The organism is Oscillospiraceae bacterium (assembly GCA_015068645.1).
GTDB lineage: Bacteria > Bacillota > Clostridia > UMGS1840 > UMGS1840 > SIG452.
Genome location: SVKD01000002.1, coordinates 85,848 through 102,018 on the forward strand (window position 1 = coordinate 85,848; position 16,171 = coordinate 102,018).

The following is a 16,171-nucleotide window of genomic DNA, read 5'->3' on the forward strand; positions in this document are numbered from 1 at the left end:
ATTCAAAATGGCAAACAATAAAAACTTAAATGAACAGGAAAATATTGTGACAATTCCTCAGGAAGAGGAAGAAACCATCGAACAGATTGTTACCTTATACGATGAAAACGGTAAACCTGAAGACTATGAACTCATTGACTTATTTGAGTTTGGAGACGGTGTTTACGGTGCATTCACTCCCGTATTGACCGCAGAAGAACCTGATGAAGTGGATGTGGTAATGTTAAAAGTTACCGAAGACGGCAACGCTTTCATCGAAATTGAAGACGCTACCGAAGAAGAAGCGGCATTCCGTGAACTTCTTCGCCGTGAAGACGAATTATTAGACTAATCTTTTTGATAAATTTTAGTCTTTTCGCAAATTTCTGAATTAAAAGAGGCTTTTTTAATGGTATTATGTTCAAAATGTAAAAAGAATATGGCAGTTGTGTTCGTCACAAAAATGGAAAACGGTAAGGAAGTTTCCGAAGGATTGTGCTTCCAGTGTGCCAAAGAGTTGGGAATTAAGCCCTTTGATAAGATGCTTTCCCAGTTTGGCATCAATGAAGATGATTTTATGAATATGAACGAACAGCTTACCGAAATGATGGAACAAGGCGCTATGTTCGGCGACAATATGATGATGATGCCCATGGATGAAATGCCTGAGGAGGCAGAAATCCGTCCGGAGGACATTGGCATCAAACAGAAAAACAAAAAACAGAAAAATCAAAAGAAAACTCCGTTGGAATCCTACGGCACCAACTTAAACGACAAGGCTCGTTTGGGCGAAATCGACGCGGTCATCGGCAGAAATGCAGAAATCAACCGCGTAATTCACATCTTAAACCGCCGTACCAAAAATAATCCGGTTCTTTTAGGGGAACCCGGTGTTGGGAAAACTGCCATTGCAGAAGGTCTGGCATTAAAGATTGTGAAAGGCGAAGTGCCTCACAAGCTGTTAAACGCTCAGATTTTCTTAGTGGATTTTGCGGGAATGATTGCAGGCACCCAGTTTCGGGGTCAGTTTGAGCAGCGCTTAAAAGCTGTGGTAACAGACGCCATCGAACGTGGCAACGTGATCTTGGTGATTGACGAAATTCACAACATCGTGGCGGCAGGTGATGCCAACGGCGCAATGAATGCGGCAAACATCTTAAAACCCTATCTGGCAAAAGGTCAGCTTCGCATGATTGGTGCCACCACCCCCGAAGAATACAGAAAGCATATCGAAAAGGATTCTGCCTTAGAACGCCGTTTTGCAACGGTTATGGTGGAAGAACCCGATGTGTATGAAACCATTGAAATCTTAAAAGGTATCCGTGGCTACTACGAAGATTATCACAAGGTAACCTATTCCGATGAAGCTATTGAAACCGCTGCTGTAATGGCAGACCGCTATATTTTCGATAGAAAACTGCCCGATAAAGCAATTGATTTGATGGACGAAAGCGGTGCGGTAAAAAATGTGACCAACGATTCTTTGGTGGAACTGGAAAAATTAAAGGCAGAACTTGCCTCCATCGTGGAATTAAAGGAAGCATCGGTGGAAAACGATTCCATCGACGATTATCAGAAGGCGGCAGACTATAAGATTAAAGAATGTCAGCTTCGTGACAGAATTGCTGAGCTGGAAAAAGGGGCATACCGTGCGGTAACCACCGAAGATATTGCCACCGTGATTGAAAATATCACAAGAATTCCCGTTCGCAATATCACAGGCATTGAAGCGAAAAATCTGATTCACTTAGAAGAGAAACTGAAACTCCGCATTGCAGGTCAGGAAGACGGGGTAAACGCCGTTGCCGCTGCAGTTCGCCGTGGCAGAGCAGGTCTTTCTTCCAAAAGAAAGCCCACCTCTTTCATTTTCGCAGGTCCTACGGGTGTGGGGAAAACCGAGCTGGTAAAAACCTTGGCGTATGAACTGTTTGGCAGTGAGGAAAGCATCATTCGTTTTGATATGAGTGAATATATGGAAAAGCACACCGCATCTAAGCTGATTGGTTCCCCTCCGGGATACGTTGGCTACGATGATGCAGGGCTTCTTACCGAAAAAATCAGAAAGAAACCCTATTCCATTATTCTCTTTGACGAAATTGAAAAAGCACATCCTGATGTGTTTAACCTGCTTCTGCAGATTTTAGATGACGGTATTTTAACCGATAGCCACGGCAAAACCGTGCGGTTCTATAATGCCATCATCATTATGACCACCAATGCAGGCAGTGACTATAAAGCCGCATCCTTAGGTTTTTCGGAAGGAAACGAAGGAAAAGCCAAAGATAAGGTGAATAAAGCACTTCGTGAATTTTTCCGTCCCGAGTTTTTAAACCGAGTGGATAAAGTTGTGGTGTTTGACCCGTTGGGCAAAGAAGAACTTCGCAAAATTACCCACATTATGCTCTCGGATATTAAAAAGAATCTCAGAGATAAAAAGCTTTATGTTTCCTTTACCGATGCGTTAGTGGAATACCTGATCGAAAACGGTTTTGATGAAAAATTCGGTGCAAGACCCCTTCGCCGCTTGATTGAACGTGAAGTGGAAGACAAGATTGCAGATCTTTTCATTTCGGGCGAATTGCTCGCCGGCGAAACCTTTACGGCAGATTATCAAAATAACGAAGTAACCATTACAAAATAATAAAAAGAACGCTATCAATGATAGCGTTCTTTTTTGTTTGAAAGAAGAAAAATTGTAGGGACAGATGTGGTCATCTGTCCGATTTTATGATTTCGCATAACATAAAGAATAGCAATACCAAAAAACGGGACGGTGTGGGCACCGTCCCCTACATTTTATAAATTATGATTTCTCGTATATTTTCGTAACGATTCAATTTTTTCTAATTTCAAAGCGTAATTTTTATTGCGGGGACACTGGGTATGAACACATTCGTTGCAATCATGTTTTCCACGTAATTCAAAGCAACAACACATATAATTACATTCATCGCAACAGCACTCATTTCCGTTTTCACCATTACCGGGACAGTCTTTTCCGCCATTTCCTGGAATCAGTTCTATTCCTGTAATATCAATAATCATAGATTTTCCCCCTATAATAAAAAAGTGTGCCTTCAACCGAAGACACACCGAAAAAGTATTATCCTCGATTGTTGCGACACAATCCATACCCCAACGGATAAGAAATAGAGGAAATACCTTTTACCAAGAGTATTTCCATTGGGGTACAATATATAGGATTATGTCGCAAATTTATTGTATCATAAAAATTTTAAAATTACAAGTATTTTATCAAAGAAAAATTGTAGGGACAGATGTGTAAATTGTTCTATGCAACTTTATCTCAAAAACAAAAAGACGAAATTCTTTGAAAAAGAACTTCGTCTTTTTTATTGATCCTAACGTAAGGCGATGAGAAATGGATGCAGAATTCGGAAATCGAATCAAGGCAACACCTTGACGAGCCCGAAGCCGTAGTACTGCGTACAGCATAACGGTACGCCGAGCGGTGAGATTCACGGATTATGCGCCATTTATCAAGCCGTTCCCAAAGGCGAAGAAAAAGGGCATAGAATTTGCAAACTGAACCGAAGGGTTACCCGAAGGCGTACATTGGTACGCCGAGCGGTGAAGTTTGCAGATAGCAAAAGGCATTCTAATCAAAATTTGTGCCAACAAATTTTCACCTTAAACAAAAAGGCATAGGAAATAAATCCTATGCCTTTTGCGGTCTATGTTCTTTTTCAAGCCGTTAGAAAGAAACTTTACCTTCAAAGGATTTCACCGCCGGTCCAGTCATTTGAATAGTTGAATCTGTGTAACGGATTTTTAAATCTCCGCCGGGGAGCTTCACGGTGATATCGGTATCTTTTTCACAGTGACCGTTTAAGATTGCTGCAACAGCTGCTGCGCAAGCACCGGTACCGCAAGCTAAGGTTTCGCCGATACCACGTTCCCAAACACGCATTTTCAGGGTGTTTTTATCAATCACAGTAACAAATTCCACGTTTACCCGATCGGGGAACATGGGATGATATTCCAGTTCGGGACCAATTTTTTCTAAGTTTACGGTGTCTAAGTTTTCAGTGAATACTACTGCGTGAGGATTGCCAACTGCTAAGCAGGTTACGTTAAAGGTTTCGTCTGCAACACTGATGGGTTCGTTAATCACCGGTTCTTTGTCGGAAACCACGGGAACCAGTTCGGGTTTGGTTTCTGCCTTGCCCATATCTACCTGTGCTGCAACTACTTCGCCCTCCATGGTGTAAACCTTCAGCTTTTTCACACCGCTTAAGGTTTCAATTTCCATATCTTCACGGGGAACAATGCCCTTGTCATACAGGTATTTACCCACGCAACGGATAGCGTTTCCGCCCATTCTGCCCTCGGTGCCATCTGCATTGAAGATTCTCATTTTCGCATCAGCAATTTTGGAAGCTTCAATGACCACCGCACCGTCTGCACCGATGCCAAAGTGACGGTCGGAAAGACGGATTGCCAGTGCTTCGGGGTTATCAATCTGCTTGTCTAAGCAATCAAAATAGATATAATCGTTGCCCAAGCTCTGCATTTTGGTAAATTCCACAGTCACTTTATCTTCGCGCATATTGTTGATATCCACGATTTCGATGCTTTGTTCAGAGTATTTACCTTTCATAGAGTTGATAACAGCGTTTGCAGTGTCAATAGAGGTGAAGCAGGGAACGCTTCTTTCTACCGCTTTTCTTCTGATTTTTACGCTGTCACGTTCGGGCAGTCTACCTTTTGCGGAAGTGGAAACTACAAAGTTTACTTTACCGCTTTCAATCAAGGTTAGAGTGTTGTTTTCTGCATTTTCGTGAATTTTATCCACGGGGATAACAGGAAGACCTGCATCGGAGAGCACTTTTGCGGTGCCGTGAGTGGAATATAAGGTGAATCCTAAATCGTGGAATCCTTTTGCCACGCCGTAAATTTCCGCTTTGTCGGAATTTCTTACGGAAATGAACACACCGCCTTTTTTATGGAGCTGATAGCCGGCTCCGATTAAGCCTTTATACAGGGCTTCTTCCAAGTTTGCACCGATACCTAAAACTTCCCCGGTGGATTTCATTTCAGGCCCTAAGTGAATGTCTACCCCTAAGAGTTTGGCAAAGGAGAACACAGGCACTTTGACTGCCACATAGGGAGAATTTCTGTAAAGACCGGTGCCGTAACCCATATCTTTTAATTTTTCGCCCAACATTGCACGGGTTGCCAAGTCAATCATAGGCACCTTGGTTACCTTGCTGATGTAGGGAACAGTTCTGGAAGATCTGGGATTTACTTCGATGACATATAATTCGTTATCATACACCAGATACTGGATATTTACCAGACCTTTGGTGTTTAAGGCAACGGCTAATTTCTTGGTAGCATCAATGATTTTTTGAATCATGGGAACATCTAAGTTAAACGCAGGATATACGGCGATAGAGTCACCGGAGTGTACCCCTGCACGTTCAATATGTTCCATAATACCGGGGATTAAAATGTCTTCCCCGTCGGAAATGGCGTCAACTTCAATTTCAGTACCCATTAAATATTTGTCAATCAAAATGGGGTTTTCGTCCAGACCGTGCAAAATAATCTTCATATATTCCTTGGTGTCGTTATCGTTCCAAGCAATAATCATATTCTGACCGCCCAATACATAAGACGGACGAATCAGCACGGGATAACCGATACGGTTTGCAGTTTCCAATGCTTCTTCTTCGGTTAACACGGTAAAGCCCTGAGGACGTTTGATGTTGAGTCTTTCAAGTAAATCGTCAAAACGTTCTCTGTCTTCCGCCATATCAATGCTGTCTGCACTGGTACCCAAGATTCTTACCCCGTTTTCCTGGAGGAAGTTGGTCAGTTTAATGGCAGTACCGCCACCAAATGCAACCACCACGCCGTAGGGTTTTTCGGTGTGAATCACGTTCATCACGTCTTCGGGGTTTAAGGGTTCAAAATACAGACGGTTTGCAGTGTCAAAGTCGGTGGAAACGGTTTCGGGGTTATTGTTGACGATAACCACTTCGTAACCTGCTTCCTGGAGCGCCCATACACAGTGTACGGATGCATAGTCAAACTCAATCCCCTGACCGATACGGATCGGACCGGAACCGAATACGATAATGGTCTTTTTGTCGGTGGGATTGTTATCAATAAATTCTCTTGCTTCGTTGGCTTCTTCATAGGAAGAATAGAAGTAGGGGGTCTGTGCATCAAATTCCCCTGCACAGGTGTCTACCATCTTATAGGAAGCATAGATTTTTTCAGGAACTTTCTGATTGGATAAGTTTTCAATCACCTTGTCCAAAAAGCCCATTTTCTTCGCTTCTAAGTGAAGTTCTTTGGTTAAGGGTTCTTCTTTCAAGCGACATTCCATCTTGTAAAGATTATAGAGCTTGGATAAGAACCAACGGTCAATCTTGGTGATATCATAGATGGTGTCGATAGAAACGCCACGGGTGATAGCTTCATACACCACGAAAATTCTTTCGTCGTTGCACTGATAAAGTTTTTCGTTAATCACCTCATCGGATAAGCCAACCAAGTCTTTATGGCGCATAGAATCCTTGGAAATTTCTGCTCCGCGGACTGCTTTCATAATGGCTTCTTCAAAGGTGGCACCGATTGCCATAACTTCCCCGGTAGCCTTCATCTGAGTGCCTAAATCACGTTTTGCATACACAAATTTATCGAAGGGGAATTTGGGGAATTTTACTACCACATAGTCAATGGCAGGTTCAAAACAAGCATAGGTTTTGCCGGTTACTGCATTTAAAATTTCGTCCAGCTGATAGCCGATTGCAATTTTTGCCGCAACTTTTGCAATGGGATAACCGGTTGCTTTGGATGCAAGTGCAGAAGAACGGGAAACTCTGGGGTTTACCTCGATAACCGCATATTCAAAACTGTTGGGATTTAATGCGAACTGACAGTTACAACCGCCTTCGATTTTTAATTCGTTCAAAATGTCAAGCGCTGCACGTCTTAACATGGAATATTCGTAGTCAGACAGAGAAACCGCAGGTGCGATAACAATGGAGTCACCGGTATGCACACCAACAGGGTCTAAGTTTTCCATACTGCAGACGGTGATGGAATTGCCTTTGCTGTCACGAATTACTTCAAATTCGATTTCCTTCCAGCCGGACACACATTTTTCCACCAAAACCTGAGTAATGGGAGAAAGACGCAGACCGTTGGTGGTAATCTCAATCATTTCTTCTTCGTTATTTACAATACCGCCGCCGGTACCGCCTAAGGTAAATGCGGGACGGATAATCAACGGATAGCCGATGGAATGTGCAAAATCCAGGGCGTCTTCCAAAGTGTTTACAACCTTGGAGGGGATAACGGGCTGGTTGATTTTTTCCATCATATCCTTAAACATCTGACGGTCTTCTGCCTTGTCGATGGTTTCAGGATTTGCGCCCAATAATTTTACGTTATGCTTGTCCAAAAAGCCTTCTTTTGCCAGCTGCATAGACAGGGTTAAGCCTGTCTGACCGCCTAAGGTTGAGAGTAAGCTATCCGGCTTTTCTTTTTCGATAATTCTTTTGATAACGGGCAGAGTTAAGGGTTCAATGTAGATTTTATCAGCCATTTTGCTGTCGGTCATAATGGTTGCAGGGTTGGAGTTTACCAAAACAACTTCCAGACCGTCTTCTTTTAAAGCACGACAAGCCTGGGTGCCTGCATAGTCAAACTCTGCTGCCTGACCAATGACAATGGGGCCGGAACCGATGACTAAAACTTTTTTGATTTCTTTATTTAACGGCATCTTTTCTATCCTCCATCATCTTTGTAAATCTGCCCACCAAAAATCCGGGATTCATGGGCTCGGAAAAGCTTTCAATGTTAAACTGCACGGAAAATGCAGGAATGTTGGCATAGTCAATTCCCTCAACCGTGCCATCGTTTACATTACGATACGAAACTTTACCAAAAGCTTCCACAGAATCGTTTACCACCTGGTAGCTGTGATTCTGAGAGGAAATGTAAACCTTGCCGGTGGTTTCATTGCGAACGGGAACAGATGCACCACGGTGGCCGAATTTCAGTTTTTCAATTTTTGCACCCTGAGACAGCGCCAACAGCTGGTGTCCCAAACCAATTCCCAGAGTGGGAATGTCTTTTAACTGACGGATTTCGGTAATCACATCGGTTAAGGTAGTGGGGTCCCCGGGTCCGCCGGATAAAATCACACCGTCGGGCTTTAATGCGAGAATTTCTTCTGCCTGAGTGTTGTAGGGAACCTTGGTCACATCACAGCCTGCATCTAAAAATGCTTTTGCCATATTGTTGTTGCAACCAAAATCCCACATGACCACATTGTATTTGCCTTCTTTTGCAGGAATGGTTTCCTTTTCGGAAACGGATACGGATTTTACCGCATCCACAATTTTATAACTTGCAATATCGTCAGTAAAATCAGGGGTAAAGGAAATTTTTGCGTTCATAGTGCCGGCGTCTCTTACCATTTTGGTCAGCTTTCTGGTATCAATGCCGTAAATACCGGGGATGTCTTTTTCCTTTAAAAAAGTGTCAAGATCACCCTCCAAACGCCAGTTGGACGGTGCCTGACACCAATCTTTCACAATATAACCAAAACAAGACGCTTTTTTGCCTGCCATTTCTTCTGCGATGGTACCGTGACAACCCATTTCGGGGAAAGTGGAAATCACAAGCTGACCGAAATTCGCAGGGTCGGTCAGAGTATCCATATAACCAAGCATATTGGTGGAAAACACAAGTTCGCCTACCGCTTCACGGTAAGCGCCAAAGCTTTTTCCACGAAAAACTGTTTTGTTTTCCAGAATCAAGTACATCTCTTTCATATGAGCGAAAACTTCCTTTCTGATTGTGTGTATCGTAGCCAAAAATCAACGATTTTAAGCGGTTTTTTCTAAAAATGGGTAAAATTTTTTCCGAAATCACAAGGGATTTCGGTTTTTTTAGAAAAGCAGATGCTATTCTTTTCGAAATTCAGGAGAAATTTCTTTCTATTTATTGTATCATTTCTGACGATAATTGTCAATGATTTTTTCTTGGTTTTTTTCGTATATTTCTACAATTTTTCGGGATTGGAAAATCAAAAAATTTCCTTGAAAAACCGTAAGGATTCTAAAGATAAAATCCTTACGGTTTTTTGCTTAAAATAATGAAGAGTGAAGATTGAATAATGAATAATTATGGTGGCACCCTTCGGGTGCATTATAATGCAGGCAACGCCTGCCACCGCAATTTTTCGTTATTCATTTTTCATTATTCGTTCTTCAACTGTGCGCCATTTGTCGAGCCATTCCCCGATAGCGATGGAAAAATTGTTCAGAATGTCGAATCAAACCCGAAGGGGAGTCCCCGAAGCCGTACCGTGTGTACGGCGAGTGGTTTGCATTCGGCATTATGGGCAATTTTAACGAGCTATTTCACCAGAGTACCGATAGTTTCGCCGGTGATGGCCTTAATAATATTTTCCGGCTGCTGCAATCCAAACACGTGAATGGGAATGTTATTATCCATACACAGAGAAGTTGCGGTGGAATCCATAACACCTAAACCACGGTTTAACACATCGATGTAGGAAATGTTGTCGAATTTTTTTGCATCGGGATTTTTTGCGGGGTCGGAATCGTAAACAGCGTCCACTTTTTTCGCGAGCAGGATTACGTCTGCACTGATTTCAGCAGCACGAAGAGCTGCAGCAGTGTCGGTGGAGAAGTAGGGGTTACCGGTTCCGCAACCAAAAATTACAACTCTGCCTTTGTCTAAATGACGTTCTGCTCTGCCACGGATATAGGGTTCTGCAATCTGACGCATATCAATGGCAGTCTGCACTCTTGCCTGAACGCCTAATGCTTCCAGGGAATCTGCAATTGCCAGAGAGTTGATGGCAGTTGCCAACATACCCATATGGTCTGCACGGGTTCTGTCCATATTTTCGCCGGTTCTTCCTCTCCAGAAGTTACCGCCGCCTACTACGATAGCAACCTGAACGCCCATCGATACACATTTTTTTACCTGTTTTCCGATATCTGAAATCACATTAAAGTCTAAACCAAAGCCGTTAGCCCCTGCCAACGCTTCGCCACTAATTTTTAACAATACTCTTTTATAAATCGGTTGCATTTTGTATGCTCCTCTCTCTATATAAAACACATCTCTGTTTTCTTTTCCACTTTCAACTTGTCCTCCCAACCTTTGAGAGAACCGCCGCCGAAGGCGGGAAAAACACCCATTGGGTGCCGGAAAAACAGCTAATAGCTGCCGTAAAAATGGCAAGCATCAAAGGATTGTGCTTGCCATTTTTGAAATCGTTAATTATTTAGACATATTTGCAACTTCTTCTGCAAAGTTGTCAACTTTCTTTTCTAAGCCTTCGCCTTTTTCAAAACGAACAAATTTCACCAGTTTTACGCCTTTGGAAGCTAAATACTGTTCCACGGTTTTGTCGGAATCTTTCACGAATTCCTGCTGGTTTAAGCAGTTTAAGGTGTAGAATTTAGAAATTCTGCCCATTACCATTTTTTCGATAATCTGGTCGGGTTTCCCTGCAGATTTGGGATCGTTTTTAATCTGTTCGATTAAGATTTTCTTTTCTTTTTCCACATCTTCTGCGGGAACGGTAGATTTATCTAAATAGGTGGGGTTGATAGCTGCAATCTGCATAGCTGCATCACGAGCTGCTTCGTAAGCGTCGCCGTCTAAAGCGTTTTCAGCCTGAACCATAACACCGATTCTGCCGCCGCCATGGATATAGGTAGCAACAGCACCTTCGTATCTTTCAAATCTTCTGATGGTCATGTTTTCGCCGATGGTTAAGATTTTGTCTCTTAACATTTCTTCAACGCTCATACCGGAATCTTTGTAAGCCAATTTTAATAAAGCGTCAACATCTGCGGGATTTTCTTTTGCAACGATTTCAGCCAAATCTTTTACGAAGGTCTGGAAATCAGCATTTTTACCAACGAAGTCGGTTTCGGAGTTAACTTCGATGATAACACCAACGCCATCGCAGGTGAAATCGGAAACGATACCTTCCGCAGCAATTCTGCCTGCTTTTTTTGCAGCAGCTGCTAAACCTTTTTCTCTTAAAAATTCAACTGCTTTGTCCATATCGCCATTGGTTTCGGATAATGCTTTTTTACAGTCCATCATACCGCAACCGGTGATTTCTCTTAATTCTTTAACCATCTGAGGTGTAACCATAATAAAATTCTCCTTTTCTTTGTCATATGGAAAATAGGCAAGCGCAAGGTTGCCTATTTTCTTAAAAATCAATTTCTAATTATTCAGCTGCAGCTTCGTCGGTTTCTTCTTCCATTGCCTGAGCTGCGCCTTCTCTGCCTTCGATCATAGCGTTTGCCATGGTTTCAGCAATCAGTTTAACAGCGCGGATCGCATCGTCGTTACCGGGGATTACATAATCCACTTCATCGGGATCACAGTTGGTATCTACGATTGCAACAACGGGGATATGCAGTTTCTTAGCTTCTAAGATTGCATTTCTTTCTTTTCTGGGGTCAACAACAAACAGAACGCTGGGGAGCTTTTTCATGTTTTTGATACCGCCCAGGTATTTTTCTAATTTTTCTCTTTCTAAGTTTAATTTGATAACTTCTTTTTTGGGAAGTAAATCAAAGGTACCGTCTTCTTCCATTTTGTTTAACTGGAAGAGTCTGTCAATTCTTTTACGGATGGTTTTGAAGTTGGTTAACATACCGCCTAACCATCTTGCGTTTACATAGTACATACCAATTCTTTCAGCTTCTGCTTTTACAGCGTCTGCAGCCTGTTTTTTGGTACCAACAAACAGGATTTCACCGCCCTGAGCTGCGATATCTCTAACAAAGTAGTAAGCTTCTTCTACTTTTTTCAGAGTTTTCTGCAGGTCGATGATGTAGATTCCGTTTCTTTCGGTGAAGATGTAGGGAGCCATTTTGGGGTTCCATCTTCTGGTCTGATGACCGAAGTGAACGCCGGCTTCCAATAACTGTTTCATGGAGATTACGTTGCTCATGATAAATTTCCTTTCTGGTTGTTCCTCGGCGCCGCGTAAAGCCTTGAAAATGCCTTACTTACAAACGAACAAAGCCATAAAAAAATTTAACTTTGTCACCGGGTTTGTATAAGGGCGCGTGCGAATTCTCGAACATTATAGCACACCTTTTTTCAAAAATCAAGTTTTTTTGGTAATTTTTTTTATTTTTTTGAAATTTCTCTGTAAAAAGTATCCTCCCCAAGCCTTCTTTTTATATTACAAATTCAATACAATCACTAAAAAATAGTTGAAATTTCAAAAGAAATATGATATGATATTATTGAAATGAATGCAACGCTACAGAAAGAAAGGAAGGATACCTAATGACCGAAACAAGAATGGTTCAGATTCCCAAAGAGGAAGAAAAAAACATCCGTGAAATTTTGCATTCCGTATACGAAGCTCTGAAGGAAAAGGGATATAACCCCATCAATCAGATGGTTGGTTATGTGCTTTCGGGGGACCCGACCTATATCACCAGCCACAACGGAGCAAGAGCTATGATCGGTAAACTGGAACGGGACGATATTTTAGAAGAGCTGTTCCGCTTCTATTTAAATTAATCATAAACAAAAAAGACTGCAGATTTTCTGCAGTCTTTTTTTTAATGAATAAAGAATAATGAATCATCTATTCTGCAATCTAAGGCGCAGAAAAAGGACATAGAATTTGCAAACCAAACCGAAGGGTTACCCGAAGGCGTACATCGGTACGCCGAGAGGTGAGGTTTGCAGATAGCAAAAGGCATTTCAAATTAAAATTTGTGACAACAAATTTTCACCTTGAAAAAACACCTCATCCACCGCAAGCGGTCCCCCTTCTCCTCGAGGAGAAGGCCATATCTAAGATAAACCCCTATGCCTTTTGTGGTCTATGTTCTTTTCCAAGCCGCCCCTAATGCAAAATCTTTATTCCCAATACCGTAATATCATCAGGATTGTCACGACTTGCTTCATACGCCACAGATGCCAAAAAGTCCACGTTTTCCGAAAGATGGGGAGAGGGATTTTTACTCAGCGCGCCAAATACCCAGTCCTCTTTGGGAATGGCATCCTCCACACCGTCGGAAATCATAATGAGCATATCCTCATCGCATAAGTGGACGGTTTTTACATAAGGTTTTTTGGAACGGATTCCCGCAGGCATAGAGCCTGCTCCCACCTCAATCACCTCGTCACCCCGTTTGAAATAAGTGGGGCAAGCACCTGTTTTCACCAAAGTTGCCGTCATTTTCTTTAAATCCACAATGGCAAAATCCAATGTGGCAGATGCAGACGAAGAGGCAATGAGAAAGGAATTGAGCATAGAAAATGCCGATTCTGCCGAAAAACCTGCCCGAAGCATTTCATCCAGCAGAGTTACCATAGAGCAGGACACTTCCGCCGCGTCTTCTCCCGTTCCCATCCCGTCGGATAAGGCAATCAAGTAACGATGACGGCTTAATCGGGAAATGATATGGCTGTCTCCCGAAGCATCCCCCTCCTGCCTGGAAAAGCTCTGCACACGCTGCTCCACGTTCCCCAGGTCTCCCTCGGTTAACAACAAACGGCACATACGGCGACTGCACCCGCCTTCGGTCACCGTCATAGGAATGCCCAGAAGCTCGGTGGCAATTTTTTCTAAGGTGGGAAAACAGTTTTGGGTATATTTGCAAGGAGAAATTTCCAGCTTCACAAAGTATTGGTCCTCCGCTGAATGAAAGACCGACGCTTCCCGTATCAGATACCCTTCATTTCCCAGTACGCTGTAAAGCTCGGCGGAAAGGGGTGCATCAAAATAACGGTTGGTTTCCATATTTTTTTTAAGCTGACAGATAATATCAGACAGTTCCAGAAACTGCTCCCGAAAAGCGTTGGTGTTTTCCGAAAGACGACGTTTCCAAAACGCATTTAGACGGGAAAGCTCAAAGAAATTTTTCAGAGTTTCGGTAAGCTTTTCGTTTTTTACACACCGTTTTCGGAAACCATCGGGAAAATGCTTGGGGGCAAGGGTACCGTTTTTGGTCAAACGGTTCATTCCTGCCGTCAAACCTGCTGTGGTTTCGGCGAAAAACTCCTGCCAGCAGGTACGTTTTAAGCTGCAGGAGCGACAAAGCCGTTCCTTCACAAAATCATGAAGGGTTTGTTCGCTGACCGATGCTGCATTTTCCAGCTGTTTTTTATGACGTCCGATTTCCGCCGACAATCCCGAAAATGATCTGGCGAGACGATCTAATCTGCCGATGGTAATGGCATTTTGGGAAGAAAGCCTGTCTGCCACAGGGGTTCCTTCCCGATAGCGGTCTAAATAAGGCTCTAACAGTCCGTTGGGGATGAGAAGAAACAACATCCCTGACCAAAGGATATCCCGATAGGAAACCAGATTTTCCGTTTGGGGAAAATAGGCAGCCACAAACACATAGGAAAGCAGAAATCCCAGGCAGGCAGTCACCTTGGTGAATTTGGAGAAAATTCCCGTGAAAAATCCGTAAAGAGAATAAACGGACATGGACAGGGTGGCAAATTCGGCAGGACGCCCCGACAAAATCCCCAAAATGGCACCTGCGGTGGTACCGCCGCCGATGCCAAAGCTGTAAGCGGCACGGGCAATGACCAAAAAGGTGAGAATATCGTGAATCCTTACCAAAAAAATCACTGTTTCCGAACGAATACCCGAAAGCAGGGCAAACAGCAGGAATACAGAACAGTAGGTTTCGTCATGGGTAAATTTCAGCTGACTTGCTTTCACAAACTGGGCACGATATGCCTTTTTTAAGATGTAATACGATGCCACGGTAAGAATCACGGATATTATTTTTACAATCACGTCCGACGGCAAAGGGTCTTTGGTAAAGAGTACCACGGAAAATACTCCCGCAAAGGAAAAGAACAGGTGATAAGGGTCCCACCGTTCACTGCGTAAGATGCGTTTTAAGAAAAAACAGAGCGTTAACGCAACAATGCTGTCGTACCCGCCCACGGTATAACTTCCCAGTACGGCACCGATGTAGGCAGAAAGTCCCCCGCCCGTTGCCAGAAAAACAGATCCCCCAAAGGGAGCAATTTTGTAAAACAGACTTGTCCTGCTTAAAAAGAATGCCAGAAGAAAGTTTAATAGCTCAAACAAGATGCAAACAAAAAGCTTTTGCTCTGCTTTTTTTCGTTTCGGTTTTTTTCGTTTTTTCGGTTTTTTCGGTTCTTTTGGTTTTTTCCCTTCAGGTTTTTCTTCGTTTGGCTTCGGTAATGTTTTTGTGATGGTATCCTTCACAAGAGAAAGCATTCCCACACCAATCACTCCTTTTCCATTTTTTTCCAATTTGCACCAGTATAGCACAGATTTTATGAAAAGGGTGTTGCAATCTGTCGGGAAACAGAAAGAAACTAAAAAAGCGTTCGACTGATTTTGCCAAAGGAAACCTCTCCCAAACAGAAGATGACTTTTTTTGAGGAATTACTTGTATTTTTTGATGTGATATGTTATGATGAAAAGAGATGCTATACAAAGAGAAAAGGAATTTTTTTATCATGCGATTACGAAAGAAAAAGAACACGCCCACAAGGCTGGAATTTTATAAAGATTTTTTCCTGGATTTTTCCGATGTGGAAAAAAACGGAGAAACCAACGTATCAGACTATATTGATTGCAAAGCCATTTTCGGCAACGACAATCCCGTGCATATTGAAATCGGAGCGGGGAAGGGTGATTTTATCACCACTTTGGCAAAGGAAAATCCCCATATCAACTACATTGCATTTGAAAAATGTGCCGACGTTATCGCCATTGCGGCAACCAAATCGGAAGGGATTTCCAATTTGCGCTTTGCAAATCTGGATGCGAACCTTTTGGATGCGATGTTTGCCCCCGGCAGTATTGACCGCATCTACTTAAATTTTTCCGACCCCTGGCCCAAAGGACGTCACAGAAGAAAACGTTTAACTCACAAGCTGTTTTTAAAGAAATATGAAACCGTACTGGTAAAAGACGGGGAAATTCATTTTAAGACCGATAATGTACGCCTGTTTCGTTTTTCTCTCCTTGAAACTAAGGAATACGGCATGGAATGGCTTCTTTTAACCTTCGATTTGCACAGAGAATATCCTGAGGGAAACATTATGACCGAATACGAAACCCGTTTTTCCTCCATGGGTTATCCCATTCAGAAGCTTGTTGCCAAATTTTAAACACACCGAAAGG

Annotated in this window: 11 protein-coding genes; 4 read left to right on the top strand and 7 right to left on the bottom strand. The window is 42.7% G+C overall.

Translation table 11 applies throughout. The features are described from left to right. Positions 1–7 precede the first annotated feature (7 nt). Together E7413_01340 and E7413_01345 are read left to right on the top strand one after the other, a co-directional pair. The gene (locus E7413_01340) at positions 8–331 is read left to right on the top strand and encodes a DUF1292 domain-containing protein (GenBank protein ID MBE7018515.1); all 324 of its coding nucleotides are present in this window, start codon (positions 8–10) and stop codon (positions 329–331) included. 57 nt (positions 332–388) lie between these two features. Beyond that, positions 389–2,620, top strand: coding sequence for an ATP-dependent Clp protease ATP-binding subunit (locus E7413_01345; GenBank protein ID MBE7018516.1), 2,232 nt, complete (start codon positions 389–391; stop codon positions 2,618–2,620). 155 nt (positions 2,621–2,775) lie between these two features. Here the strand turns inward: E7413_01345 and E7413_01350 are convergent, their stop codons facing one another. From E7413_01350 to rpsB, 6 genes are all read right to left on the bottom strand, one after another. Then, on the bottom strand, positions 2,776–3,024 hold the full coding sequence (locus tag E7413_01350; protein ID MBE7018517.1) for a hypothetical protein: 249 nt from the start codon (positions 3,022–3,024) through the stop codon (positions 2,776–2,778). A gap of 670 nt (positions 3,025–3,694) precedes the next feature. Then, on the bottom strand, positions 3,695–7,738 hold the full coding sequence (carB, locus tag E7413_01355; GenBank protein ID MBE7018518.1) for a carbamoyl-phosphate synthase large subunit: 4,044 nt from the start codon (positions 7,736–7,738) through the stop codon (positions 3,695–3,697). After that, complete coding sequence (locus E7413_01360) at positions 7,725–8,795, bottom strand: carbamoyl phosphate synthase small subunit (GenBank protein ID MBE7018519.1); 1,071 nt, start codon at positions 8,793–8,795, stop codon at positions 7,725–7,727. Before E7413_01360 ends, carB begins: the two co-directional genes overlap by 14 nt. A gap of 586 nt (positions 8,796–9,381) precedes the next feature. Further along, a complete protein-coding gene (locus E7413_01365) occupies positions 9,382–10,086 on the bottom strand; it encodes a UMP kinase (protein MBE7018520.1) in 705 nt (234 codons plus the stop codon). A 192-nt stretch (positions 10,087–10,278) separates the two neighbouring features. Next, a complete protein-coding gene (locus E7413_01370) occupies positions 10,279–11,166 on the bottom strand; it encodes an elongation factor Ts (GenBank protein ID MBE7018521.1) in 888 nt (295 codons plus the stop codon). Positions 11,167–11,245: 79 nt separating this feature from the next. Continuing rightward, positions 11,246–11,977: a 30S ribosomal protein S2 gene (gene rpsB / locus E7413_01375; GenBank protein ID MBE7018522.1), complete on the bottom strand. Its 732-nt coding sequence runs from the start codon at positions 11,975–11,977 to the stop codon at positions 11,246–11,248. 344 nt (positions 11,978–12,321) lie between these two features. On the opposite strand from rpsB, the gene E7413_01380 reads away from it, so the two are divergent. Next, a complete protein-coding gene (locus E7413_01380; protein ID MBE7018523.1) occupies positions 12,322–12,561 on the top strand; it encodes an IreB family regulatory phosphoprotein in 240 nt (79 codons plus the stop codon). 331 nt (positions 12,562–12,892) lie between these two features. Here the strand turns inward: E7413_01380 and E7413_01385 are convergent, their stop codons facing one another. Beyond that, complete coding sequence (locus E7413_01385; GenBank protein ID MBE7018524.1) at positions 12,893–15,103, bottom strand: hypothetical protein; 2,211 nt, start codon at positions 15,101–15,103, stop codon at positions 12,893–12,895. Positions 15,104–15,468: 365 nt separating this feature from the next. Here E7413_01385 and trmB point away from each other — a divergent pair, with 365 nt between their 5' ends. Then, a complete protein-coding gene (gene trmB, locus E7413_01390; GenBank protein MBE7018525.1) occupies positions 15,469–16,158 on the top strand; it encodes a tRNA (guanosine(46)-N7)-methyltransferase TrmB in 690 nt (229 codons plus the stop codon). Positions 16,159–16,171 lie beyond the last annotated feature (13 nt).

Coding starts and splice junctions, on each gene's coding strand:
- E7413_01340 (MBE7018515.1), top strand. CDS start 8: ATGGCAAACAATAAAAACTTAAATGAACAGGAAAATATTGTGACAATT.
- E7413_01345 (MBE7018516.1), top strand. CDS start 389: ATGGTATTATGTTCAAAATGTAAAAAGAATATGGCAGTTGTGTTCGTC.
- E7413_01350 (MBE7018517.1), bottom strand. CDS start 3,024: ATGATTATTGATATTACAGGAATAGAACTGATTCCAGGAAATGGCGGA.
- carB (MBE7018518.1), bottom strand. CDS start 7,738: ATGCCGTTAAATAAAGAAATCAAAAAAGTTTTAGTCATCGGTTCCGGC.
- E7413_01360 (MBE7018519.1), bottom strand. CDS start 8,795: ATGAAAGAGATGTACTTGATTCTGGAAAACAAAACAGTTTTTCGTGGA.
- E7413_01365 (MBE7018520.1), bottom strand. CDS start 10,086: ATGCAACCGATTTATAAAAGAGTATTGTTAAAAATTAGTGGCGAAGCG.
- E7413_01370 (MBE7018521.1), bottom strand. CDS start 11,166: ATGGTTACACCTCAGATGGTTAAAGAATTAAGAGAAATCACCGGTTGC.
- rpsB (MBE7018522.1), bottom strand. CDS start 11,977: ATGAGCAACGTAATCTCCATGAAACAGTTATTGGAAGCCGGCGTTCAC.
- E7413_01380 (MBE7018523.1), top strand. CDS start 12,322: ATGACCGAAACAAGAATGGTTCAGATTCCCAAAGAGGAAGAAAAAAAC.
- trmB (MBE7018525.1), top strand. CDS start 15,469: ATGCTATACAAAGAGAAAAGGAATTTTTTTATCATGCGATTACGAAAG.